25 protein-coding genes are annotated in these 25,134 nt (G+C 45.9%); 8 read left to right on the top strand and 17 right to left on the bottom strand.

The window, feature by feature from the left end; translation table 11 throughout:
• Positions 1-121: 121 nt before the first annotated feature.
• The 5 genes from K2Y22_02520 to K2Y22_02500 form a co-directional block, all read right to left on the bottom strand.
• Entirely contained in the window at positions 122-1,114 is a 993-nt protein-coding gene (locus tag K2Y22_02520) for a hypothetical protein (GenBank protein ID MBX9877309.1), read from the bottom strand.
• Positions 1,068-1,733, bottom strand: a complete 666-nt coding sequence (locus K2Y22_02515) for a carbonic anhydrase (GenBank protein MBX9877308.1) — start codon at positions 1,731-1,733, stop codon at positions 1,068-1,070. Before K2Y22_02515 ends, K2Y22_02520 begins: the two co-directional genes overlap by 47 nt.
• A gap of 21 nt (positions 1,734-1,754) precedes the next feature.
• Entirely contained in the window at positions 1,755-2,108 is a 354-nt protein-coding gene (locus tag K2Y22_02510) for a metalloregulator ArsR/SmtB family transcription factor (GenBank protein ID MBX9877307.1), read from the bottom strand.
• 100 nt (positions 2,109-2,208) lie between these two features.
• Positions 2,209-3,672 (bottom strand): hypothetical protein, encoded by a 1,464-nt coding sequence (locus K2Y22_02505; GenBank protein MBX9877306.1) that lies wholly within the window; start codon positions 3,670-3,672, stop codon positions 2,209-2,211.
• Between the two features lie 34 nt (positions 3,673-3,706).
• Positions 3,707-4,177: a hypothetical protein gene (locus tag K2Y22_02500; GenBank protein MBX9877305.1), complete on the bottom strand. Its 471-nt coding sequence runs from the start codon at positions 4,175-4,177 to the stop codon at positions 3,707-3,709.
• A 200-nt stretch (positions 4,178-4,377) separates the two neighbouring features.
• Between K2Y22_02500 and K2Y22_02495 the strand changes: the two genes are divergently transcribed.
• The 3 genes from K2Y22_02495 (at position 4,378) to K2Y22_02485 (ending at position 5,948) form a co-directional block, all read left to right on the top strand.
• Positions 4,378-4,788 carry a metalloregulator ArsR/SmtB family transcription factor gene (locus K2Y22_02495; protein ID MBX9877304.1) on the top strand — a complete coding sequence of 137 codons (411 nt, stop codon included), beginning with the start codon at positions 4,378-4,380 and terminating at the stop codon, positions 4,786-4,788.
• A gap of 92 nt (positions 4,789-4,880) precedes the next feature.
• Complete coding sequence (locus tag K2Y22_02490; protein ID MBX9877303.1) at positions 4,881-5,306, top strand: hypothetical protein; 426 nt, start codon at positions 4,881-4,883, stop codon at positions 5,304-5,306.
• 153 nt (positions 5,307-5,459) lie between these two features.
• Positions 5,460-5,948: a hypothetical protein gene (locus tag K2Y22_02485; GenBank protein ID MBX9877302.1), complete on the top strand. Its 489-nt coding sequence runs from the start codon at positions 5,460-5,462 to the stop codon at positions 5,946-5,948.
• Positions 5,949-5,954: 6 nt separating this feature from the next.
• On the opposite strand, the gene recQ is transcribed toward K2Y22_02485, so the two are convergent.
• Positions 5,955-7,808, bottom strand: a complete 1,854-nt coding sequence (recQ, locus tag K2Y22_02480) for a DNA helicase RecQ (protein ID MBX9877301.1) — start codon at positions 7,806-7,808, stop codon at positions 5,955-5,957.
• A gap of 74 nt (positions 7,809-7,882) precedes the next feature.
• Positions 7,883-9,205, bottom strand: coding sequence for a S8 family serine peptidase (locus tag K2Y22_02475; protein ID MBX9877300.1), 1,323 nt, complete (start codon positions 9,203-9,205; stop codon positions 7,883-7,885).
• Between the two features lie 132 nt (positions 9,206-9,337).
• On the opposite strand from K2Y22_02475, the gene K2Y22_02470 reads away from it, so the two are divergent.
• Positions 9,338-9,835: an NUDIX domain-containing protein gene (locus tag K2Y22_02470; GenBank protein ID MBX9877299.1), complete on the top strand. Its 498-nt coding sequence runs from the start codon at positions 9,338-9,340 to the stop codon at positions 9,833-9,835.
• Between the two features lie 144 nt (positions 9,836-9,979).
• Here K2Y22_02470 and K2Y22_02465 read toward each other — a convergent pair whose 3' ends face one another.
• Together K2Y22_02465 and K2Y22_02460 are read right to left on the bottom strand one after the other, a co-directional pair.
• Positions 9,980-11,278: a S41 family peptidase gene (locus K2Y22_02465; protein MBX9877298.1), complete on the bottom strand. Its 1,299-nt coding sequence runs from the start codon at positions 11,276-11,278 to the stop codon at positions 9,980-9,982.
• A gap of 37 nt (positions 11,279-11,315) precedes the next feature.
• Complete coding sequence (locus K2Y22_02460) at positions 11,316-12,596, bottom strand: S8 family serine peptidase (protein MBX9877297.1); 1,281 nt, start codon at positions 12,594-12,596, stop codon at positions 11,316-11,318.
• A gap of 150 nt (positions 12,597-12,746) precedes the next feature.
• Between K2Y22_02460 and K2Y22_02455 the strand changes: the two genes are divergently transcribed.
• Positions 12,747-13,559: an MOSC domain-containing protein gene (locus K2Y22_02455; GenBank protein MBX9877296.1), complete on the top strand. Its 813-nt coding sequence runs from the start codon at positions 12,747-12,749 to the stop codon at positions 13,557-13,559.
• Here K2Y22_02455 and K2Y22_02450 read toward each other — a convergent pair.
• The 6 genes from K2Y22_02450 to K2Y22_02425 form a co-directional block, all read right to left on the bottom strand.
• A complete protein-coding gene (locus tag K2Y22_02450; GenBank protein ID MBX9877295.1) occupies positions 13,554-14,132 on the bottom strand; it encodes a hypothetical protein in 579 nt (192 codons plus the stop codon). The genes K2Y22_02455 and K2Y22_02450 overlap by 6 nt on opposite strands.
• Entirely contained in the window at positions 14,132-14,887 is a 756-nt protein-coding gene (locus tag K2Y22_02445) for a hypothetical protein (protein MBX9877294.1), read from the bottom strand. The genes K2Y22_02450 and K2Y22_02445 overlap by 1 nt, the downstream gene beginning before the upstream one ends.
• Positions 14,888-15,071: 184 nt before the next feature.
• A complete protein-coding gene (locus tag K2Y22_02440) occupies positions 15,072-17,000 on the bottom strand; it encodes a S9 family peptidase (protein MBX9877293.1) in 1,929 nt (642 codons plus the stop codon).
• A gap of 31 nt (positions 17,001-17,031) precedes the next feature.
• Positions 17,032-18,006: a lysophospholipase gene (locus K2Y22_02435; GenBank protein MBX9877292.1), complete on the bottom strand. Its 975-nt coding sequence runs from the start codon at positions 18,004-18,006 to the stop codon at positions 17,032-17,034.
• A gap of 3 nt (positions 18,007-18,009) precedes the next feature.
• Entirely contained in the window at positions 18,010-18,591 is a 582-nt protein-coding gene (gene xpt, locus K2Y22_02430; GenBank protein MBX9877291.1) for a xanthine phosphoribosyltransferase, read from the bottom strand.
• A 93-nt stretch (positions 18,592-18,684) separates the two neighbouring features.
• Positions 18,685-18,990, bottom strand: a complete 306-nt coding sequence (locus K2Y22_02425) for a hypothetical protein (protein MBX9877290.1) — start codon at positions 18,988-18,990, stop codon at positions 18,685-18,687.
• Between the two features lie 106 nt (positions 18,991-19,096).
• Between K2Y22_02425 and K2Y22_02420 the strand changes: the two genes are divergently transcribed.
• The 3 genes from K2Y22_02420 to K2Y22_02410 all read left to right on the top strand — a co-directional run bounded on the left by K2Y22_02420 (position 19,097) and on the right by K2Y22_02410 (position 21,426).
• The gene (locus K2Y22_02420) at positions 19,097-20,119 is read left to right on the top strand and encodes a hypothetical protein (protein MBX9877289.1); all 1,023 of its coding nucleotides are present in this window, start codon (positions 19,097-19,099) and stop codon (positions 20,117-20,119) included.
• A 68-nt stretch (positions 20,120-20,187) separates the two neighbouring features.
• Positions 20,188-20,958: a hypothetical protein gene (locus tag K2Y22_02415; protein MBX9877288.1), complete on the top strand. Its 771-nt coding sequence runs from the start codon at positions 20,188-20,190 to the stop codon at positions 20,956-20,958.
• A gap of 15 nt (positions 20,959-20,973) precedes the next feature.
• Complete coding sequence (locus K2Y22_02410) at positions 20,974-21,426, top strand: hypothetical protein (protein ID MBX9877287.1); 453 nt, start codon at positions 20,974-20,976, stop codon at positions 21,424-21,426.
• Positions 21,427-21,474: 48 nt separating this feature from the next.
• On the opposite strand, the gene K2Y22_02405 is transcribed toward K2Y22_02410, so the two are convergent.
• Together K2Y22_02405 and K2Y22_02400 are read right to left on the bottom strand one after the other, a co-directional pair.
• A complete protein-coding gene (locus K2Y22_02405; GenBank protein ID MBX9877286.1) occupies positions 21,475-22,650 on the bottom strand; it encodes an NAD(P)/FAD-dependent oxidoreductase in 1,176 nt (391 codons plus the stop codon).
• Positions 22,637-25,075: a tetratricopeptide repeat protein gene (locus K2Y22_02400; protein MBX9877285.1), complete on the bottom strand. Its 2,439-nt coding sequence runs from the start codon at positions 25,073-25,075 to the stop codon at positions 22,637-22,639. The genes K2Y22_02405 and K2Y22_02400 overlap by 14 nt, the downstream gene beginning before the upstream one ends.
• Positions 25,076-25,134 lie beyond the last annotated feature (59 nt).

Raw genomic sequence — 25,134 nt, 5'->3', positions numbered from 1 at the left:
CGATGGTGATGTTAATTTTGGGTGTTTTGGACACCATAGTACCTGCCCAAAACCAACTGACGAGATTTTGCCTTCGGCGTTGGGTGTATGGATAAAGGACTGAAGTTGCCGAAAGTGGTACTTAGCGACTAAGGCTGCTTGAGATTGCCTCTGGGCTGCACTTGAGTTCGCTATGCATCGATTTTGTGCTAGGTTTCTGAAGCGCCAGCACATTCCGTTCTATTGCAGCGGAAATTTCATCGAGCGGAAGGTGGCTTAAGTTGTCTACTGAAAATGGGTTCTGCAACTCGCAGCCAAGTTGGTCAAGTGAAAATAGTGGATAAGCAACCAGCATTGTGAGTGCAGGGACCAACCAATTGTGCCCAACGATGTGAATTAAGGCAAAGGGAAGCGTGAGCAAGAAAATTATGATGAATCTACGAATTTTAATTGAATATGCAAGTGCAAGCGGAGTATTCATAATGCGCTCGCATGCGCCTATGTGATCAATCAGCAGCGCACGTTCACGATCAATTTGCATAAATGCAAATCTATCCATGTCTCCACGTTCATAGGCTTGTCTTAATAGTGATGCTAGATTTTGCGCTACACAGGTAGGCATATGTTCAGCATTGTGTAATTCAGTTGAAGATTTCCGTCCAAGTAGTTGCTCGAATTTTGACATGTAGTCTGAATTTCGTAATGACGCGCAACAAGCAAAAGGAAAGGCTGCCACCCAGGCGATGAATTCATTCTGCCAGACAGGGTCTCTTGGACCGTATGTAAGTCCGCTGATGGCGATGTTTCGTGCTTGGTTGACGATTCCACCCCAGAGTTTGCGTGCTTCCCACCAGCGTTCATATCCGGAGTTTGTTCGCAATACGAGTAGTAAACCCAAGGCTGCACCAATGAATTCATAAGGTGCTACCGGTAAACCAAGATCTATTCCCGTTGATTTTGCCAGAAGCCCTGATAGGGAACAAATAGCCAATGCTACTAGCCCCATAATACACACGTTTGGAATCACGTGAGGGGTTATGGAGCCATCAAGGGCAAAGGCGTGCTGCCAGTATGTTGAAGTACGGCTATCAAGCACTTGCGCTAGTAAGCCTTGGTCTTGATTTGTCGATTTCATTTACAACCTCCGTTGCCGGCAAGAACTGTCCATTTTCGCTGTAGCTGAAAACTTCTCCAGTTTGAAATTTGTATGTCCATGCGTGGATGCGTAAGTGTCCACCTGATAAACGCGAAGCTACTGATGGGTGTGTGCGTAAATTTTCAATTTGAACAAGCACATTTTCTTGAATGGCAACGTTCAATTTTTTATCTTCATCCAAGTCGCCATAATTCTCTTTTATGATACGTCTGGTTGCCTCCGCGTGCGAAAGCCACGATTTGACCGTAGGCAGGTCCTCCAGTAGCTGTGGCTCAAGAAGTCCTTTAATAGCACCGCATGATGAATGTCCGCAAACAATAATGTCTTTTACCTTAAGTGCGGATACGGCGAATTCAATAGTGGCAGCTTCACCGCTGTTGATTGCACCGTATGGTGGAATGATGTTGCCGGCATTGCGTAGGACAAATAAGTCACCGGGGTCGGTGTTGGTGATTAAGTTGGGATCAATCCTTGAGTCGGAGCAAGTGATAAAGAGGACTTCCGGATGTTGCCCTTTGTCTAGTCGTTCAAATAAGGATTTTCGTGATTCGAAAACATAAGATTGAAAGTGATGCAGTCCCTGAATAAGCTTATGCATGTGTCCTTCCTCGCTAACGCCCTACTGTTGTGACCAGATGCTTTTGGCCTTTTTAATGGCTGAGTGAAATTCCCTGGTCTCCTGTTTGTCGGGTTCAATAAATTGCAGTCCGTCCAAAACCCAGTTGGCTAAGGATTCATCCCGCAAACGGTAATAGACATTTCGTCCTTCCCGTCTTTCCAGTACTACCCGGTGTGTGCGCAAGAGTGCAAGATGTTGAGAGACGCCCGACTGACTTGTGTTGACAATGTCGACAAGCGTTTTAACATCCATTTCTCCGTCCCCTAACTCCTCGACTATGCGAATTCGAATTGGATGGGACAGCACGCCGAATAGCTCGCTTAGTTCTTTAGCAACTAGTATCCTGTAAGGCATTGTGACCACTCATTGAAACTATCAATATATTCAAATAGATGAATATATTGATAGTTTAGCATACAAGGCACCCGATAACGAGAATTTCTGTTGATTATAATTATTGGTTTGTGATCACTTCGACTATCGCTTCGGGACTATTAGAGGTTCTAAGCTTGGTATACATTGCTTTGCTGGCTTGTGTATTCATGACCAATCTGGTGACACCATAAATAGCCATGGCCGACAATACCCCGGTGAGGAAGTCGGTCAAAGGTACCATTGCTGCGGTATAAATCATCAAAAAGGTATTTAGTAATCCGGTTGCGCGCACCTCCTTAATTTCTGCCGGTTTAACCATGTTGGTGGCTACCCAAATCAAAATTCCACCAATGCATGCCATTGGTACCATTTCCAGCCAGGGAGCCAGAAACAGTGCTAAGGTGATTTTGAATATTCCCTTGAAGTATCCGGCAAAAGGAGTAACAGCACCGGCTTTGATGCTTGTTGCTGTTCTTGCCAAAGCTCCCGTACAGGGAAAACCATTGAAAATCGGTACAAAGATCTGTACCAAGCCTTGCCCCCAGAGTTCTTTGTCGGGATTAAATGGTGTTTTCTTGTTGTTGGATAAACGATCAGCCATAGATGAGCAGAGAAGGCTTTCAATTGCTGATACGAACAATATTGCCACAACGAAATAAGTACAGTCCCATAAAACTTGATTGGTCAATGGTGGCAATGTTGGCGGTGTGAAGAAAAAGAAGTTTGAAGGAATGCTGCCGAACTTTTCACCAATCGTTGCTATTCCGTAAGTACTAAATACAGTTTCTGCAAGAATTGTACACACCACCAAGGCAATTAGAGGAGCAGGAATAAATACGGATATTTTAAGTAATACACGGGTGATGAGAAAGGTTAGCATTGCCAAGAAAAACGCATAGCCATTAAATTGGCCGATATGGGTAGCAATCAATTTGGCCTTTTCAAAAGAATCTCCCCGAATTGCCGTTTGCAATCCGAGTACTTCGCCAAAATTTGAGAGACCAATTACTATGGCGATACCCACGGTAAACCCGACTACAATAGAATTTGGGATGGCTTTGACATACTTGCCCATTCCGGTCAAACCCATTGCAAGAAGCAGAACACCGGCTATCATGCTGCAGAAGATCAGCATTCCATGGGCTTCATTGAAACTGCCGCCATTTGCCGGATGCCCGTACTTGCTCATCAGCCCGGCAATTACTGGAATAAATGCGGCGGTTGGTCCATAGACTTGATACTTAGAGCCGCCCCAGGTTCTTCCGACAAGGCAAGCCAAAGCTCCGGCAATAATTCCTTGCTCCGGTCTCAGTCCCATAGCCATGGCAAAACCCATCGCCAACGGAATCGCTGTAAGCGCCACAACCAGCCCGGCGCTCATGTCCCGATAGAGAATGCTCCATTTGTTTGCACCACTAAAGTCCTCAAATCGACTATCGAAAACTTTGTTGAATTGAATAAACCTCGCAGCAGCGTCTTGAAATACGTTGCTGTTTTTCTTTTCCATGAGGTTGTTTTTTGTTGTATTTATTTGGCTATTCACGATATTTCCAGACTTTGACTTAACTAATTTTGGTCTACAAAAGCACCACACTGGTTGCCTTTGTTTTGTTTGCAATGGTGGCTAAAAGAGATGTATCGCTGTCGACTAGAATTTGCAGGGATTTATATTTTTTGCCAATCTCCGATGCTAGATTTTGGATACTTCCTGATTGCAAGAAAACTTCAATTGGTATTTCAGGAAACCGGCACGTGAGTTCGGCTTTCAGCTTCTCAAGTTCTATGTGCTTTTTGCCGAAGGCAATATGGTGTTCGTAGACTTGTTTCTGTGCTTTTAGCGTTGACTGAGGGATAGATGAATGCCATGGCTCGTTGACAGCGGAAGCTAAAATTAGTCTGTCGATCTTGGAATTATCTTGATTGGTAAGCCAGTTGGCTAGCCGGGCGCCCCCATCCTGCGCTTCGCTTAAGATAATTGCGCAAACATTTTTGCCGGTTTTAGTCAGAGGGTCTTTGATCGATCTATCATCAATGTGCACACCAATCATGGCTATTACCTCCGAGCAGTGGATTCAATAATCAAAATATTGCAAGATTGCCATATGACGATATATACCACAGTCGGTGTTTTGCATCAAGATGCATCAATAGTGCTCAATGGCTCTCCGGGCTGGGTTTCTGGCGCTTTTGCCCTGTTACCTAAAAAGAATGACCTGATACAATGACGTCGAAGACTAATTAATTTAATGTGATGACTGAAAGACGGCTGGTAGCCACTGAACTAGCGAAATTTTTTGGAGCGCTTTCAAACCCGCTTCGTGTACAGATTGTAGAAGAGTTGCGTGACCGCGAATTGACGGTTAATGAATTGCAAGCGGCTCTTGGAGTTCCTCACGCCCTGGTCTCACAGCATTTGGGTGTTTTGCGCGCCAATCGTATGGTTATTGAGCGGCGCCAAGGCAAACATGTTCACTATCACTTACGCCACAGCCAGCTGGCCGACATTATTAAACAGTGCCTGACTTTTGTAAGTCCGGATAAAGTTGAATCTGCCAGAATGCTTGATGCCATTGAATTAGCAGCCAACCTGTGGAGCCAGGATGCCATTCAAAAGAGCCCACCCAAAGGCACAAGAAGCCGTAAGGATAGACAGGCTTGACATTATAATCGGGCTCACAACTAGTAGTTATTAACATATTGCGATATCCTGATGTGTTAGCATGACATTAGTTAGTCCTCAGAGTGTTGGAAATGCGTATCCCCTCAAGAAATCTATCCAAAAGGACTGTTAGTGGATACTGGACGCTTGTCCTTGTCGCTGTATCAGCATTTTTGTGCATTTTTACCTCGCTTGAAATAGAGTCCAGCAATGCCCAGCTTGTTGCTGCATTACTATCTGAGCCAATCGAGCAGTTGGAGCTCACTGCCGTAATTCAAGAGAACGAGTCGCTTGATAAGCAGGAGAGAAGCGATCGAGAAGACTTAGAACAAGCTTTACCGCACACCTCGCATAACAAAAACCAGTTAAGCCCACGTCCTGCTGTATCGGCAACTATTGCCAAACAATGGATTGTGCCGCTGGTTAAGCTAATTCAGTTGCCCGATAACCTTGTCGGCGCCAATGAGTCTTATTACAATTTACCGCTCTGTTTTTTGTACTGCAGTCTACTTATTTGATCCATTCAAATCTCTAATGGTGCCGTGGATTCGTTTCTAGTCCCACTGGACTAGTGCAGACGGGTCCTGTAGGAATGGTTCAAATAAGTAGAGGTTCTACCAATGAGAAAATGCTGCGGGCATGTGGAGCTTCCTGGATATTCAGGCAGCCCCGTGAATACACTGATAGTTACTTGTACACAACTAGATGAATTGCCGACTAAGACAGTCAATTATTTTCTGGGACCCTTTGTGGCAATGCGATCACCGGGAGCAATCCCGGACATCTCTAACTCCAGCGATGGGCAGATTCTTGCCCGACTGCTGCAAGACAACCGGAACATCAAACATCTGGTTATCTGCGCACATAGTCTTTGTGAGCATTTTGGCTGTTCTTCACCTAGCCAAGGTGGTGATGATGCCGGTGAATATGAGGAAGATGAAAGCGATTGGAAACCAAAATATAAATTAGGTCTTTTACAACAGAACTGGCTGAGCAAAATGGTCAGACGGTTGAAAATCTGGGCAGAGAATTTAGATAGAGCAGACCTGGAGATTCATGCCTGGATTTATGAGCCGGAAGTTGAATGGATTTCAGCTATGGATCACGAAACCGACATATTTGTGCCGCTAAATGCTTGCACAAAATTAGTCTGCCGGTAAATGCATCTAGCCATTATTTGTGATTGCATCCATGAATTGTCGGCCGTATTGCTGAAGTTTGTTGTCGCCTATACCGTAGATGCTGCGCATCTGCGAAAGGGTCTTCGGCTTTATGCGCACAAGCTCATGCAGTGTAGCATCGCTGAATACGATATATGGAGGAACATTGCGCTCGTCTGCTAACTGACGACGAAGTTGGCGTAATACTTCGAAAAGTTGTTGATCTGGTCCGCTTGAAGAAAGACTGCCTTTTTCCTTCTTCTGTTTTGCAGACGATTTGCGCTCGACTGTTGATTTGGATAAGTTGACGGACGTATTGCCGCGCATAACTTCCCAGGAAGTTCTTGTTAAGCGCAGAATACTGAATGTACGTCCTTCAAGGTTTGCTTTTTCTTCTTGAGCAAGAGCATCTTGAAAGATAAGTTGATAGATCCAGTCACGCAGTTCATCCGGGCTGTGACCTTTTAGAAGACCATAAGTACTGAGTGTTTCGTGACCTTTCTCGCGAATTGATTTCAAATTCTCGCCACGCAGAATCGAAATTACATAGCCTACGCCGAAGCGCTCATTAAGCCTGGCAACGCACGAAAGGATCTTTTGTGCTACTTCGGTCGCGTTCTCTACGGCAACTGTTTCACCAAGGCAGATGTCGCAAGAATTACAATTCTTCTTTTCGAAATCTTGTCCAAAATACTTAACGAGCATTCCGTGACGGCAATTGGCAATTCGGCAGTAATTGTCCATCGAGTTTAGATGCTTAATTGCATTCTGCAAGTAGATTGAGTCCATGCCGGATTCAGAGGCGGATTTTTCAATCATGGATTTCCAGGAGAAGAAATCACTTCCTGAATGGAGAAGAACACATTCAGCCGGTAAGCCGTCACGTCCGGCGCGTCCTGCTTCCTGTTGGTAATGTTCCAGAGATTTGGGCATGGCTGTGTGAAGTACATATCGCACATTGGAGCGATCAATTCCCATGCCAAAGGCAACCGTTGCCACAACGACGTCGCAACGTTCCTCAATAAAAGCTTCTTGCGTTTTGGCTCTATCAGTCCCGTCCATGCCGGCGTGATAGGGTAGAGCTTTTACGCCTTCCTCTTTCAGTGATTGGCACAAACTGTCAACGTCCGCTCGTCTTAGGCAGTAAATAATGCCGCCTTCTTCTTGATGGCGATTGATGACTGACAAAGCCTGTTCTGTTACAGAACCAAATCTTGGTAATACTCTGTAGGTAAGATTTGGTCTGTCGAAATCACCAATGAGAATTGCCGGGTTGCGCAAGCCTAACTGCTCGATAATATCTTGGCGCACTTGCTCGGTTGCAGTTGCCGTGTAAGCATGGAAGGATGCGTTAGGGAAATGGTATTGCAGTCCCTTTAGCTGTCGGTATTCCGGACGAAAGTCGTGACCCCAGTGACTTACGCAGTGCGCTTCATCGATTGCAAATGCATTTACTGTCACGGATTCAAGCAAGCTTATAAATCCTGGTTGCGCGAGCCGCTCCGGTGATACGAAAAGCAGGCGCACTTTTCCCTGGCGAATTTCTTGCTCGTGTGCAAGGCGATCTTGTAATGACTTTGAGCTGTCATATTGCACGGCATTGATGCCGCATGAAATAAGACCGTCTACCTGGTCTTTCATGAGGGCTATAAGTGGTGAAACAACTACGGTAAGTCCTTCGCGCAAGATTGCCGGCGCCTGATAGCAGAGTGACTTGCCGCCACCTGTTGGCATCACGACAAGTGAGTCCCTGCCTGCCAAGACAGCCTGCATTGCCGGCTCCTGAAGGGGGCGTAATTCATGAATTCCCCAGTGATGGGCAATTGCATCGCGCAGCTCTGTTGTCGGCGGTGCGGTCATGGTTTCTACCTGAATCGACGTAAAAAGCTTGACTGAAAAGCTCTATAGGCTCCAGTTACTTTTCGCTAATCAAGTTATTCGTCTACATGCAATAATTTTTCGCGCATGTCGTCAGGATCACCTGTAATGCCCCATTCGGGGTCATCTTGAGGCTTTCCTGTTCGTATGATTTCGGCATAGATCTCTCTGGGTTTCCAATCAGGATGCTTGCCGCGAATTAATGCCAATGCAGCGGTCGCTGCCGGTGCTGAGAATGAGGTGCCGCTTCCGGTGCCGTATCTTTGACCGAGCTCTGTTGAATAGATGCAACTTCCTGGCGCTGTTATCTCAACACCAATATCGGGATTGCCTTTAATTTTTGGATCGTGATTAGAGAAGTCTGTGGCAAATGTGTCGGTTGGATCGTACGCGCAGGTTTCCTTCGGACCTTTGCCGCGTCTTTCACCACTGGCGCAGTAGGAAGTTACCGTCAATACGGACGGCAAATTAGCTGGTGTCCAGGTATAGGTTGCTTCCTTATTGTTGCCGGCTGCAACTCCGAAACACATGCCTTTTTCTACAGAGTTGTTAATTGCTTCGGCAAATGCCTTGTGCTCTTTCTTTAGACCTAAACTCAAGTTTGTCGCTTCAATTTCGTCAACTTGCTCGGTTACATAGTCGATACCGGAAATTACATCGGCGACCGTTCCGGAACCCGTAGCATCGACAACTTTCACTGCCCACAATCGCGCGCCTTCGGCTACACCGGCTGTGCCTATCTCGTTATTTTTTGCTGCGGCAATTCCGGCGCAACGAGTGCCGTGCCCTTGATCATCATTACCACTAGTTGTGCGTTCAACAAATGTGACATCTCTATAAACATTTAAGTCTGGATGATTCTTTTCAATGCCGGTGTCGATGATGGCGATGTCGACGTCTTTGTCGTGTGGCGGACCGCTGAATGTTTTGCCGATTCGAGCAATACCTGGAGGAATTATTTGTGGCGGTTGTTCGTCATCTTGAGTCGTCCAAGTAGATTGTTCGTTCTTGTTTAACTTAATTACTTGGTTCGCTTCCATGTAGCGAATGCGTGGATCATGCCTCAACAATTGCTTCTCTTCTGCTGTAAGACGGCAGGCGAAGCCATTTAAGGCATGACGATAAATTTTCAAATGACGGTTGCTGTTGGCTGACAATTTGTCCAGACCAAGGTCTTTCAATACTAAACTGGGGTCGTATTTTGAATCGATGACTACAATGAATTCATCGGGTATTCTGTCACCGCTCTTGCCGAAGTGAATTATATGATCGCGCCTCTCCAAGCGATGCCCAGCGTCATCAAGCAATTTTTGATGACTTTCTTGTGCATCCGGTATGTGGAGCAGATCGTGCAATAGGTGGTTCAGCGTTTCAAACATGATTTCTTAGTCTAGGAGCTGCTCTTGGCGCTGTCTGTGGCAGAAATACTTAGGAAAGGGCATCGTCATGGGAAATCCCCCCATGTGAAGGCTGTATAATTGCCGAAATTGGGTCCTGGAAGGAGCCGGGCAGTGCCGATATCTGAATATTTAGCGGGCGTTCGGAAGCATGTTGGGCATGCGCTTTTATTGATGCCGGGAGTAGCCGGCGTCATTCGCAATGACAAAGGTGAAATATTGATGCAGCGTCGCGCAGACGACGGCTGGTGGGGTTTGCCTGCGGGCAGCGTCGATCCTGGAGAAAAGCCGGCTCAAGCATTGGCACGCGAGGTCTATGAAGAAACGGGCTTGCGTGTTCGTCCAACGAAATTAATCGGGCTGTTTGGTGGTGCCGATGGCTTCAGGCATACATATCCGAGCGGTGATGTTGTTGAATACATGGTGGCTGTCTTTACTTGTGAAATCGTTGGTGGCACTTTGCAGATCAATGATGATGAAAGTTTGGAGTTAAAGTTTTTTGCACAGGCTGATTTGCCACCAACAAAAAAGAACTTTCCATCTGAGATTTTCAATTCAGACAGCTGTCCTCAGACGATATTTCAATGGGACGAAACTTGGCTGCAATTTTAGCTAGAGTGGTTTATAAAGTAGCCGGCGGCTTGTCGTGATCAAGTGCGGGAAAATTCGCATCTATCAATTTGATGTCAGACGTATCCAATACGAGATGGACTGCTCCGGCATTGGCCAAATTGTCTGCGAATCATGTTATTTCCTCTAGAAGGCAGGTACTGGGGGAAATTCACTTGGTTTGCTGTCAAGTTTGTCACGCAAGACTTCAACAGCTTTTTGCAACTGAATATCTTTGAGATCTTCAGGGCTTCTTTTGGCAAGCGGACCTCCCGGATCTGTCCACCAGGGACCTTTGCCTTGGCGATAGTCATCCGGTTTTAGTTTTACTTCGTAATCAGGCGTAATACCCTTTTTGTTTATGTCTGTTCCATTGGGAGTCAAATAGCGAGCAATGGTGATGTGAATTCCTGAGCCGCCCGGCAACTTGTTAACGGATTGCATGAGTCCTTTGCCGAAGCTGGTTTCGCCGACAAGTTCTGCGCGTTGATTGTCGCGTAGTGCGCCACTTGTAATTTCTGATGCGCTGGCAGAGCCATGGTTTATTAAGATGATAATTGGTTTGGTGTAAAAAGGATGACCTTGCGAAAATGCGGAGTTGATTTTGCTGTTGCGATCAACCGTAGAGACAATGATGCCGCCAAAGAGGAAGTTGTTGCAGACATCTAAAGCATTGGTGACAAGTCCGCCGGGATCGCCTCGCAAATCAAAAATGATACCTCTTGCCGGCGATAATTTTGAAATGGCGTCGCGTACTTCTTGTCCGGCAGTTTCCGACATGAAGGTGCTTAGTCGGAAATAACCTATTTCACTGTCGAGCATTTTTGCTGTTTGCACTGACTTGACGTGGATTTCCGCGCGTGTGAGCGTAATTGTTTTGAAGTCCTTGCCGTTGCGTAATATCTTCAGCGTCACTTGCGTATCCATTGGACCGCGGATCATTTGCGATACCGCATTGGCTGACAATCCTTTTGTTGGTTTGCCGTCAACTTCGATAATTTCATCCAGTGGCATGAAGCCGGCTTGTTCTGCCGGTGTTCCTTCCATGGGAGCTACGACGATTATCTTTTGTGATTGATCCGGTGCTATTTGCAATCCAATGCCGTACATTTTGGCGGCAATAGCATTTGTCTCGTCTTTAAATGCGGACGGCTGCAGAAAGCGAGTGTATTGATCGTTAAGGCTGGACAGCATTGTTTCTGTCGCCTTGTAAGAGTCTTCCATCGTTTTCAATTTGCCGTCATAACGATGTTGCCATCTGTCCCAGTTTTGACCATTGTAGGTTGGATCATAATAGCTGTCATGGACAAGCGTCCAAGCTTGCTTGTATAGACCGGTAGGAGTTGGCGTCTCCTTGGACGCGTCATCTGTGGCTAGTGCCGGAGCTGGATGCACAAGCAAGGCTGATAACGAAATTAAGACACTAAGACAGCGCCGAATTGTCATATCCGGCTATCATAACAGATTTACTGGTCAGGCTTTGTCAATATAGACGGGCTTTGGCAACTGCGGCGTCAATGTTCGGCAGTCCGAATCCATAGTAAATATTCCATGAGGGTGAGTTTGCCGCTTTCAAGCAGGTGCTGGTGAGAATGTTTTGCACGTCATAATTTTTTAGCCTGGGATTGACGCTCCAGACCATGGCAGCCGCTGCCGCACAAAGTGGTGCTGAAAACGATGTACCGGCGACAACTACTTGTCTGTCTTTGTTGTCGATGCAGAATATGTCACGTCCAGGTGCGGTAAACCAAGTGGTATTACCGTAATTGGAAAACGACGAAAGCATACCGGTGCTGTCTATTGCGCTAACAAGCATCATGTAAGGCTGTCTTGGATAACGATCGGCATAACCGGAATTACCGGAGGCAATAAAGCACAAGCCACCTTTGGTGCTGTAGAACCATTGCAACGCTTCATGTAAGGCAGGATGTTTCGACTTGTCACCAAACGATCCGTCTGACGGACCGGCGCTGATATTGAGTATTTTTACTCCGCGTGAACCAGCGTTGTAAATTGAATTGACGATAGCAATTTCAGAAATGTAATTGCCCATGGCAATACAGGTTGGGTAAATATAACTGCGGCAAGCAGGTGAGGCAATACCAAAACCATTATTGGTGATTGCCGCTGCGGTTGTTGACACCATAGTGCCGTGCCCATGATTGTCCGTTGTATTCGTTGAGTACGTTATTCCGTTAAAGCCCTGATAGACTTTGCCGGAAAGATCTCTTCCTGAAGCGTTGACGCCCGTGTCGATAACGCCAATGATTTGTCCGGCACCCTGGCTTATATTCCAAGCAGTAATTGCTTGCATGGCCCTTAAATGCCATTCCTGAGCATAGACAGGATCATTGGGTGCCGGTAGGACTGAAACTGCGTGAAGCACATTGCGATAGCAGCGCTGCATGCCGTGAAAATTCTTGTCTTTTCCTAGAGTCTTTTCTGTTTCGGCTAATTTGCCTTTTTCTGTTTTCACTACATACACTATGTGTCCGTCAGCGCCAAAAGTGTGGACTATCGTGCCGTGCACTTCTTTCAAAGCATCTGAAATATCATCCTTGTCTGCTCCAGGATTTGGAGAGATCATGATTAAGTCATCTTCGTATGAGGCAGTTTGCTGTGCTCGTTGCGTTGGAAGTTGTTGCGGCAACTTGAGCTCAAACTTTTCCGAACTCTGACAGAATCCTGGCTGTGAGGTAAACAGCGAAATAAGGCTGAAGGTTAAAACCGACCACAGTGACCAGACTCTTGCTCGCTTAATCATCGTTTTCTCCCGTTGCATAGCAGAAGACCGACCAGCAAATCCATTGCTGATAGACCGTGTAAATTGATAAACCCCTGACCGAGTACTCTAAAGATCTAAAGGATGGTTGTCAAGTTAATCGTTGTCTGATTGGTTGGCTACAATTGAGCAATGGCAATTGTTGTTTCTCAGCTCTATTTCTATCCGGTCAAGTCCTGCGCCGGTACTTCACTGAGAGTGGCTGAGATTGGTCCGCGCGGGATTAAATATGACCGACAATGGATGGTTGTTGATGAAGCCGGTGATTTTTTGACGCAACGCGAACTGTCCAGAATGGCATTAATTAAACCTCTCATTGATGAGCAGACCGGGAAAATTAGATTAAATGCCCCGGCTATGATGGAATTTGCTTTGAGTCTGGATGCAAGTGGGCAAAGAGTGCCGGTTAGAGTTTGGAATGATAATTGCACCGCCCTTGATCAAGGTGATGAAGCTGCTGGATGGTTTTCCAAATTCCTCGATATAAAAGTCCGCCTTGTAAAATTCGATGCCGAATTCACAAGGCAAGTCAGCCGGAAATATGCGAAACGTGCTGACGATCAAGTGGGCTTTGCCGACGGTTTCCCATTTCTACTTTTGACAGAGGCGAGCCTTTCTGACTTAAATCAACGTTTGAGCGAAGAGTTACCGATGAATCGCTTTCGACCCAATATTGTTTTGTCCGGCACGGAGCCTTTTGCGGAAGATACCTGGAAAAAGATCGCGATTAACGGTATTGAGTTTGATGTCGTTAAGCCATGCGCGCGTTGCGTTATTACGACGGTAAATCAAGACAGCGGAATAGCTGGTGCAGAACCACTTAGAACGCTTGCTGGTTTTAGACGCAGCGATGGCAAAGTGCTCTTTGGACAGAATCTTACACATGCAAGCGAAGGCAAAATTACCATCGGTGATCATGTGGAAATTGTTGAACCTAAATTATGAAGGCGAGTATTCAGGTCTAGCTGAAAGAATAACCATGCAGAAGAATGGATCTCCTTCTTCTTCCTCTGCATCACATTCTTCCAGCTCTTGCCAAAGTTGAGTAATTCTGTCGCGAACAGATCGAAGATTTTGACGATCGATGCCTCCAACTGAATAGAGACTCAGAGTGCAGCCTTCGTGTAGCCCGTCGGGGTGTACCGGCAAATCAAATGACTTTTGTGCTTCGGCCAATACCTGAGCCTTATCCACATTCTTCTCAACATACACGTCAGGCTTTTCAAGCTCGTCGTGTTCAGTTATCGATGCGGCAGTCAGCATGCTTAGTGCTTTGGCTGGGATAATATCCTTCAGCATTGAGTTGTAAAAACTACTTTCGTCAGCTTGAAGAGCGTCACAAAGAATCTTTGCAGTTTCCGTGCTTACTTGTTTTTTTCCTAATTCAAGATCCCGATAGTAGGTACTGCTGATGGGGACTTTGTATTCTTGAACGTATGCTTTGATATTGTGGTGCCCACGTGTAAGGCGCAGATCAAGCAAGAATTTACCGAGGTGAGAGGAAACTGAATGTTTCATTAGTCGCCTGCCTCTACTCTGGATGAGATAACTATTTGAGATGAATAAGCCTGACTGTTTTCATTCATGCCGGAATTAGATAAACGTATTTCATTCATCAAGGCGGCAACTCTGGATAATACTGCTTTGTATTTGTCTTTGCGGATTTTCTTGACACCAAATCGCAGAAGAGTGACGTCTTTCCTTGACGCAGGATTTTGTAATTTGTTGAGTGAGTTCTCAGTTTCCGCCAATAACCATTTGTTGCGCAGTCCTTTATTCAAGTCTTTGGGCAACAGCACTCTGGCGCTTGTGATTCGTCTTGGAGTAGTTTTTGAAATGGATATCAGCTTGAGGTCTTCGAAGAGTTGGAGCACTTCGTCTACTGGAGTCTCGATAGAACTCGTAGTCAAAAAATACGCTAGCTGTTTATCGGTGACACCGGCTGGACTGTTACAAGCTATGAAGAGCAAGGCTGAAAACAGGTCTAAACGCTCTGAGAAAAACTGATTAGTTCGCTCATCAAGCACATGGAATTGGTTGGGAAGATATAAATAAAACCAACTATCAGGCTGCGTGTCGGCCAGTTCGCTCAGCGCTTTGGCAGGCGGCGAGAGCGTAGCGACGATGTTTTCGGGCAGAAAGTCCTTTAGATAATAGTAATAAAACGAATGAATGTCTGCTTCGAGAGCGCTACAGATCTGCTCTGAAGTCTCGATGCTTACTGTCTTTCGTCTGTTTTCAAGATCTCTGTAATAGGTATCCGTGATGGGCATAGGATAGCGGCGTAAGTAGTCACTTACGCTATCAAAACCGCGCGCCAAGCGGAGCTGGCGCAGGTAGCTCCCCAGGTTTGAAGGTGTTTTTACTGGAACCTGCATGGCTATAAGCATAACGCAAGTCGCGCCACACGCAAGTCTCACAGACTGCAGGGTGAATTATTCGTCTGTAAGTTTTGTGCTAGTTGAGCAGAAACTGCTTGATGAAGGCGGCTGTTGCGTAGGAGAGATAGTCTTGGTTGTTCTTTTTGGCAAAGCCATGTCCTTCGTCCTCCGCCATCAGAAACCAGATGGGAGTGCCATTTTTTTTGAGTGCCGAGACCATCTGTAAAGACTCGCTGGCAGGCACGCGTGGATCGTTCTTGCCCTGTACAACAAACAAAGGCTTTTTTATTTTGTCGATGTTATTGGTTGGGGCAATTTTCTCCAGGAAGGCGCGCATTTTAGGATCACGTTCATCTCCATACTCAACGCGACGAAGATCTCGTCTGTAACCCTGTGTGTTCGTTAAGAAAGTAACGAGATTTGAGGGGCCAACAATATCTTCAGCGCAACGAATCTTATCCGGGTAGAAGGTGGCAATTGCCAAAGTCATGTGACCGCCATAACTTCCACCTGTGACCATGATTCTATCGGCATCGAGGTCGGGACGGGCAGCTATCCAATCAAGCAACGCATCAATGTCCTTGTAGGAGTTTGGTCGCAAGTAGCCGTTGTCCAACTTGAGAAAAGATTTCCCATAACCGGAAGATCCGCGGATATTGGGGAATATGTAGGCAACTCCAAGTTCGTTGATGTAGTAATTGATTCGCCCAAGGAAAAATGGTCGGAATTGTCCCTCTGGTCCACCGTGAATGTTTACTACGACAGGACGCTTGCCTTGAAACTTGGCCGGCGGCTTGTATAGAAAACCAGAAATAGTCTTGCCATCAAAGCTTTTCCATTTAACAAGCTCCGGCTCGGCAAAGTCCCAGGTCTTCATGGTGCCGGTTTCACTGTCGGTCCATTTTTCAATTTTGCCGCTATTAATATCGAGAGAATAAATATTTGTGGGCGCCTTGGTCGTGTTGATATTAAAACCAAGCTCGTAATTGTTTCGGTGCCACTCGAGACCACCAATCATGCCAATTGGTAATTCATTGATCTTTTTGTCGGTGCCTGTGGCTAATTCCAAAATATGCAATGCACTGATACCGTCTTCATTCGTCGTGTAAGCGATGTGTTTGCCGTCATCAGACAATGTATAACCATCTACGTCCCAGTTTATGTGGGAGGTTAATGGAGTGTGTTTGCCGGTTGCAACATCAATTGCAGTTAGCCTGACAAATTCGGAATTTCTATCAGTTGCCGTATAGATTGTCTTGCCATCAAGACTAAACAGTCCACCTTCATAAGCAGCTTTATCTTGATTCTTTCCTGGGGTGAGAAGTTTTTTCTCGCCAGTTTTGAGATCAAGTGACCACAAATATGATTCATTCACTGAGATGGTTTCATCAAGAACGATCTTCTGACCGTCGTCGGACCACCCTGAGGCGCTCCAGCCGCCGCCTTCCAATTGTGCCACCATATGATTGGTTTTTGGATTGCGTGGATCCATAACGTAAATGTCTACGTCATTACCATTACGGCGCGTGCTGCCGTAGGCAATTTCTTTGCCTGACTTTTGCCATGAACATCCTGTGTTGCGAGACTTGCCGTCTGTCAGCAATGTGATCTCAAGGCTGTTTAGATCATATCGATAGAGTTGAAAGAATTCATCGCCGCCGGAGTCTTTGGAATAGATAAAGAAATCGCCTTTGGTAGGCTCAAACCATCCCCCACTTACAGCATCTCTAAAAAATGTCAACTGCTTTCTTGCGCCGCCGGGCATTTTCAATAAATGCACTTGCGTGGTATCACCAAAGCGGGTCCCCATTAAACACTCGCGTTTTGTCGGATGCCAGCTTGTCAAATTGGACATGCGAAACTGGCTGTAGCTGTCGACGGAATTTGCCAATTCTTGAGTTATTGGTGGAATCCCTTCGCCGACTAGATTGGTTCCGGGCTGAATAATAGCCTGACCGCTTAACGCACCGAGGGCTACTAAAGCGGAGAATATCAAATGTTTCATTGTGATTTCCTTGCGTTAATTAGGATTGCTTTTAAGAATCAAGTGCTTTACTGCGCTGCGGACAATGTTTTTTTATCCAGTTAACAACCGAATCAACCACATCGTCGTTGAATTGGCCTTCCTCGAACATCAAATGTTCGGAGTTGCCAATCATCAGGAGATTTTTGTCTTTGCTGCCAATCGCGTTGAACAAGTCTACGTTGCCACCTTGTTTGACTAATTGATCTTGAACGCCGACAAGCATAAGCACTGGTGTCGTTGTAATTCTTTTTGCCATTGTTGGATTTTGGCTCATGAATTTCTGAAACGACAAAAGTTCTTTTGGCGTCAAAAGAGTTCTTTTTGTGCTGTCCTCAGTCCAAGCGACTTGCAGATCTTCGTCCTGAGTTGCTTGTTTGACCATAGTCTTGCCTATGTCTATCGCTTTATTTGGTCCGCGCAAAGCACCGGCAACAACTTTTGCCGCTGTGCGTTTTTCTTTGTAACGTTTGTGGCTTGGTACGGATGTGATTAGCCCATCCACTAACGCTGGATAAATGGCTGCTGCTTGTAACGCCATAGCGCCGCCCATGGATTCACCAAGAATAATAATTGGCATGTTCGGCTCATCATTATTGATATCTTTGAGCGCTTCTTGAATGTCCAATAGACTTTGTTGAAAATCTACTTGCCCCATACCTTTGGGATCAAGATATTTGCCAAAGCCTCTAACATCTATTGCATAAGTGGCAATACCGTATTGAGCAATTTCGCGGGCAAAAGCTTCGTAACTTAGACTGTTAAGACCCATACCGTGAATGCACAATAGAATTGCTCGTTGTGGAACTGCGGAATCTCTCCAGGTTTCTGCCGGTATTCGCCCCAGCCGATCATTTGCTTCTATGATTTTGTGCTTTGTATGAGCTGTCACCTTCTTGCCATAAGAGGCAGGTATCATTGGCAGAGCTAGTTGAAAAATTACAAGCAGTCCGGAAATAATTACTGTTTTTAGCTTAAGTGACTGCATGATTTAATTCCTCAAGTTAGACAGAATGATTTGATCGCCATCGAATTTTTCGATTACAGCAAGTGATTCAACAGGAATGTTGAGGTCAGCCAGTTCGGCACGGCCACCTTCAAATGATTTTTCTATTACAGCGCCTATTCCTACAAGTGTTGCACCGCTTTCTTGGATTAGTCTGACGAGAGCCTTGATTGTTCTGGCGGTGGCGAGGAAGTCATCTAGAAGCAAAATACGATCATCAGGCGTCAGGTATTCAGGTGAGACAAGTAATTCAACACGACGACCGTGAGTGTGTGATTCGGCCGATTGACGAAATGGATGTGCTCCCATTGTTACCGGCTTGTGCTTGCGCGCAAATACGACAGGAATTTCCAGCGACATCGCTGCTGACAGTGCTGGCGCGATACCACTTGTTTCGGCAGTCAAAATTCTTGTTGGCTTTAAGTGCTTAAATCGTTTGGCGAATTCTTGTCCTATCTCGCGCATGAGAATAGGGTCAATTTGGTGATTCATAAACGAGTCGACTTTTAAAATGCCGTTGCCTAAATGCTTGCCATCTCTTTGGATCCTGGAACGTAAAGCTTCCATGGTCTTATCCTTTGCTGTAAGCGCCGACGATGCACGCCAATATTGTATGCCGCATGGACAACGGCACACAAGACATGTAAACGTATCTGAAAGCTATGTAAGAACCTTCTTGTAGTTGTCCTGGTTGAAGCCTATCAAGAGGGTGCGACCTTTGCGAATTGTTGGCGCGCGCAAGTTGCCTGTCGGTCCAAGCATTACTGCCAGAAGGTCAGCGTTGCTTGGCTTGTCAGCTTTCATATCAAAATGAACGGTTTTTGTCCCTTTTGAAGCGTATATATGATCTGCTTGTTTGGCCAGCTTCAGGGCTTCTTGCTCGCCCAGTTTCTTGCCGGCATCCACTATCTCTTTTGCTTCCACCTTGTTTCGCGCAAGAAACTCTTGCGCCCGCGTGCAGGTCATTCAACCACGGCGGTGGTACATCCAATCTAAACTTGGCATATTTAGACTCCTCAAAATGCTCTCTTACAGGATATCATTTTGCATGGATCCCAATTAGAGTCTGAGAATGCGTTACCGGCTGGTTAAATCTGCCACAACAGTAATTTATCTGAGTTTGCTTGTCCTGACTTGGCTATTTTTTGATGGCGGCTTGGATGTGCGCTTTGGTTTGGGCGCGGTGATTGTCAGTGGCGCATGGCTTGTCGTGACAAGAATGCAAATCGGGCATTTGCTTGAAACTTATTACGATATTTTGTCCAGACTAGAAGTTGAAATTCCACTGGTCATGGGGATGTTTCTTGCCGGTGCTGCCGTATTTGCAGCTATGTACGAACAAGTAAAGGTAATTGCTGCACTGGAATTTGTCGCTTGGACTGTTGTAGCTATTCAGTATCGGCGCAATAGAGCTAAATACGAAAAACAAGGGCATGGTCCTCTGCCCCTAGGTTGCTGGTTGAGTCCACCTGCTGAAGCACTTGTTGCTGGTGATCTCATGTTGACTAGCGGACGAGTAGCCGCCAACTTACATGAAAGTGTAGGACACGGCGAAATGGTTATTGAGGAACCCAATGGTGACATGAAGTCTTTTAGCTCGTACATGAAAGACGGGCTTGTGCTCAATCCTCTGAATGAAATTGCGTGTGCATCGGCAGAATCCGGTTATTACATTATCTTGCGACTGAACACTGCCTGGACGAAAGAACAAAAGGACCAAGCTGCTGCAATTGCTCACGAGATGCTATTGGAAAATGCTCATTGGCGGGATGCAAGAAATGCAAAACGTACTAAGTTCATTACTAATCTGCCGTTACCTCAATCCACCAAAGATTGGCTATTGGCCAAAACAAAAGCCAGTGGTTACGACTGGCTCGGCTTGTTTTTTGGTCGCCTAGCAAAAGAGCACTGGACCTGTATTGGAGCTTGCTTAGAGCTTTATCGGAGACTGGGCATTAAAACCAATCAGTATGGCACAGGGTTGCTTGGATTGGGCTCGACTATTTTCGACCCGATTATGCCTGTACGATTCCTCTCGGATCCCGCACTGCGCATGCTTTCGCTGGAAGATAAAGCGGCTTTCGAGAAACATTAAACGCTGTCCAATCGGGCGCCAACCTGGGTATATTCCAGTATGAGTGGCAAGCACGGGGGCTTTTCATAATGGTTGGGGATAAACACAGCAAGTCGGATAAGGTTGAGGGTCCAAAGCCAATCGACAAGGCTGAACATACTAAGCAACCGAGCGCCGATGAGTTGTACAAAGATTTTCAAAACATGCTGAAAGAATCGGCCGCTAAGGATTCTCATTCAAAACCACATGTTCAAGACGACCAACTTACTGTAGAGCCAGTCAAATATGACAAGCATGGAGATGAACCCAAACATGGTATGGGATTCATTTCACCCTCAGACTATGCTGACATGACACAAAGAATGCGTGACGAGTATGAAGGAAGTGAACCCAAACATGGTATGGGTTTTATTTCACCCTCGGAAGAAGCAGAAATGAATCAAAGGCTGCGTGTTGAGAATCAGCGTGATGCTTTGAGAGTGGATGCATTGCAGTCTTTGAATATGGAAGAACAATTGCGCTGGGGTAAAGGTGCTTCAGAAATTAGTCCGACAATTTATCAGGGTGATTCGGCTCAGTTAATGGACAAGGTCAATGGTTTTGAATCTGGGATCAAAGATCCATTTAGCAATGATCTTATGAAGGCGATGATGACCGAAGCTGTTCTTGGAACTGCAGACGGATTGAAGAAAATTGAAAAGATCGCCAAAGAGCTCGGACTTAGCGAGAAACAAATAGTAGACATGGCCACGAGAACTATGGCTGAACTCAAGAAGATCGGCGTGAACACCAATATGACTGTATTGAATACATACGTTGGTGAGCACGGTGGTGCACAAGAAAGGAAGCTGGAATTCTAAGGAAAGGAAAGCCGAATGAAATTTGTTCTTTTGACTTTGCTGTCGCTGATAGTCTGCGCGCCGGCGATTGCACAGTACCCGTATCAAGCGAGTTTGCCTTACCAGGGGTATCAGAATGGAAGACCACAGTTTGTTCCTGTTGCTCCGTCGCAGCAATATCAACAATACTCGCCTTACTTTCCCAATCAGCGGCCTGTTGACCCGTCACAACCGGGAATGTCGTCGATGCCACCAGGTCAGTATACCTTGACTAACTTGAGCACTGGTCAGGCAATTTATGTAACGATAACGCCACAAGGACAGATGTATGCAGGTGGACCGGCGCCATCTGATTTGGCAGAGGCGCAGCAAAACGCCGGTGGTGCTATACAACCAAGTCAGCAATTGCAGCAACCGCAATCGAAGTTTGGTTTTTTAAAAGGCTTGCTGGAAGACGGTATTGGTGCTGCTTCCAGTATGGGCTATTAATATCAGAAAGGGCGCATGCAAAGCGCCCCTACAAAACAGAATGACGATCTATACGTATTGTCCGGCAGCGTAGCCGGATGCCCATGCCCATTGGAAGTTGTAGCCGCCTAATTGTCCGGTGACGTCGACGACTTCGCCGACAAAGTAGAGTCCGGGCATTTTCTTTGCTTCCATTGTTTTTGATGATAATTCATTTGTGTCGACTCCGCCCCGAGTGACTTCAGCTTTCTTGTAGCCGACGGTGCGTGCGGGTTTTACTTTCCAGTCGTGTAAGAGTTGTGCCAGTTCGGTTAACTTCTGATCGGACAATTGAGATATTGGTACCGATGGTTGATAGAGTTTGCAGAACTTTTCAGCAAATCTTTTGGGTAGATGTTCAGCCAGAATGTTTTTTAGTTCTACTTTTGAACCACTGCGACGTGTTTCTAAAAGCCATTCTTCGGCGTCCATTCCCGGTAATAGATTTATACTGAGGAATTTGCCGGGGTTCCAATAGAGCGATGCTTGCAAGCTGGCTGGCCCGGATAGACCAGTGTGCGTAAATAAGATGTTTTCGCGGAAAGAAGCGCCGTTTGCTGATACGACGGTATCAATTGATAGACCGGTCAATTCGGTCATTTCGCGTATGTCTTCGTCAGCAAAATTGAAACCGTCGAGCGCAGGTCTTGTTTCGACAATTTTCAAACCAAATTGGCGGGCTACATCGTATCCAAATCCGGTTGCGCCAATTTGTGGGATGGAGAGTCCGCCTGTGGCAATGACTAAGGATTCGGATGTGAATGTCCCTTTATTTGTTGTTATTACAAAAGAGTCTTCTTTCTTTACGCTTTCGACTCGGCAGTCCAATTGAAAATGACATCCGGCATCTTCACATTCGCTTACCAGCATGTCAATTATGTTCTGTGCAGAGCCGTCGCAAAAGAGCTGTCCGAGCTTTTTCTCGTGAAAGGCAATGCGATGCTTCTTTACCATTGCGATGAAGTCACTGGGAGTAAAGCGTGAGAGGGCAGATTTGCAGAAGTGTGGATTTTGAGACACAAAAGATTCAGGCTTAGTGTTTACGTTTGTAAAATTGCAGCGTCCGCCGCCCGAAATGAAGATCTTCTTGCCAATCTTAGATGCGTGATCAAGCAGGACAACATTTCGTCCACGCTGACCAGCCTGGATGGCGCACATCATGCCGGCAGCGCCTGCACCAATGATCAAGACATCAGCCTCGCGCATTGCTGATTCCCATTGCTTCGAACATTATGTCTAATACTTTGTCCTGATCCTTTAGCCTTCTTCTTTCCTTTTGCGCTGATTCCGGAAGCAGGTTCAACAGTTTCTGAATAACTTCTCTTTGATGTATCGCTGTAGGAGCATCAAAGGATGTATTTAAATGAGAAAAGAGTTGGCGAAGCCAATGGATTTGTCCCTTTGTGTGATTCAGTTCTTCATAGGCACTGAGGAGTTCGTCCAGTGTGAATGTGATTTTTTCCCAGTTTTGTGGAGTCATTTTTTCCGAATCCATTTTCCATTGACGCACTAGATAGGGAATTGCTTCTACCTGTTTGCCTTGAATGCAAAGGTTGGAGACAAGTGTATCCAGTGTGCTTCTGGTTATAGGATGGGACATGCCATTGATCTTTTCTGAGATTTCCAGCTCTTCCTTTAGAAAAGGTTCGGCTTCGCTGAATTTTCCTTCGTCCATCAGATAATCCGACAACTCGTTGAGTCCAATTTTTCTGTCTACTACGGACTTGATTTCCTTTTCTCCGCCAAGAAATGCCAACAGTCTCAATTGCTGAGCTGTCGGTTCATTTTCTTTGATTTCCTTTCTAAGGTGTTTTATTACTGCAGGCACAAGACGCTTTTCAAGTAAGTCGACTCTTGCTTTGAAATACTCGCGATATTTGCTTACCTTTGCTTCAGGCAATTCATTGAGAGTCCAATGAAGCGCTTTGCTCAATACTGCCATGCGGTAAGGGGCGTAATGAAATGCCTTTAGCATGTTTTGTGCTGATGGATCGATTAGTACTTCACCGAAATGTACGGCAAAATTCTCCTCTGCGCTCTTTTGGGCATAGTCACGGTGATTTACAATCTTATATCTAAGAGCCTGTTCCAATCTGCAGGCGCATGCATAAGCATCATAAGCTCTTTCGAATGCATGTGAGACTAGATGTGCATACTCGTGATTGGTTATGGAGCGAAGTACCTCTGGATTGTTGTTTTGCCGGTACAATTCAATGACTCCATTTGAGTCTGCACTTGCAAGAGCCGGACCATAGATGCTGTGGGCTTGTTGCAGCTCTTCCGGACAAGGCATATCAAGTAAACGCATTTCCTTTACTAGCGTACTATTAGGTAGCCCATCGAGATGTGGAATCAAGTCTTCCGGTAACGCTTTGGAGTCACTATGAGTTGCTGTTGGGCTGCCCTTTTCCTCAATGCGGCGCATGAGTCGCACATCTTGAAGCTTGATATTGAATGTAGATGGCACACAAATCTCAGTGGTGTGATCTTTCAAGTGATGAACAACGAAGTACTGGTACCGGTATTTCAGCTCATTGGATTTTTCGTGATAATACCTGAGTGGTCTTTGTTCCTTGGTAATGTCAACGATTCTTTTGGATAAACTTTCCAGAGATTCTGTAATCGGTGTGAAACTTACCGGTTTTATTTTGTCTTTTCTCTGGCGCATGCAGCAGCGATCAGAATCAATGTTTTTTGCCTCGTAGTTGTTCGAGGGTTCTTCTTTTTGAGTTCTATTCCTCTCAACTGCCGGAACAACCTTTGCCTTTTGCTCTGCAGCGTCCATCTGATGATAGGTTTTGAGTGCCTCTCGCTCGGCTTGATGTCCACCAGGAATTGCAGCTACTGAGTCGATTGCTCCCTGAAGCAATGCAGACTTGGCAATTTTGGCGTAGTCGAATTTAGTTAAGTCGAAATGTTGCTGCTCTGATTGTTGACGAAGAATTTCATTGGCTGCTCCATTTGACATGCCGTAGCCGGAACCAACGAGCATCGTAGATAGCATTGGACTGCGCGCCACTGCGTCTGTAGTTAGCTTGTTTGTGCCTTTTACAAGCCCGTGGGTAAATATACCTGCAGTCACGTCAAATGGAATTGACGCTGCGCTGGAGCATAGGATGTTGCTTGTTCGAGCAAGATCAAATTTGTCGTTGTCATCAAAATATGTTGAGCGTGAAAGACCAACAGACGGAATTCTGGTAAATAGGCCTAGCTTTGCTGCCTGCAATGGAATATGCAAAGCTGGATTAGGCAATAATTTTTCAGGCAGGAATTTTATACTTGAATCGGTTTGGCCGGTGCGCCGAAAAATGTAAGTGAGAGCAGCGCCCTTCAGTGCACCTAAGGCAAGATCGACTCCTTGATGCTCTTTGTCGGCTGGTTTCCATTCATCGAGTGAATGCGTTGCGATAGTGGAAATGAGACCGGTCTTTCCGCGCATGAACATGGCGGCTGTTTTTAGCCCGTCCTTCAGGTAGTCGCGCGCGCTTTCTCGGAAGTTGGACAAGTCTTGTTTTGCAGATGGTGTGAACAATTCAGCAGGTGTGGTTAGTCCGCGCAGTATTGAGTCGGAAATGCCGGCTAAGGCGCTTTCTTGCTGATGGTTACTCTTGTCGGAAAATTCGGATGCCATCTGTTCGACACAATGCGTAGCTGCCGAAGAGATGTTTCGGCGCCACTATCTATTCTTTA

The sequence above is a fragment of the Candidatus Obscuribacterales bacterium genome (genome assembly GCA_019744775.1).
GTDB lineage: Bacteria > Cyanobacteriota > Vampirovibrionia > Obscuribacterales > Obscuribacteraceae > SBAT01.
Note: the sequence above shows the minus strand (reverse complement) of the source record. Positions and strands in the feature narration are given on the sequence as shown.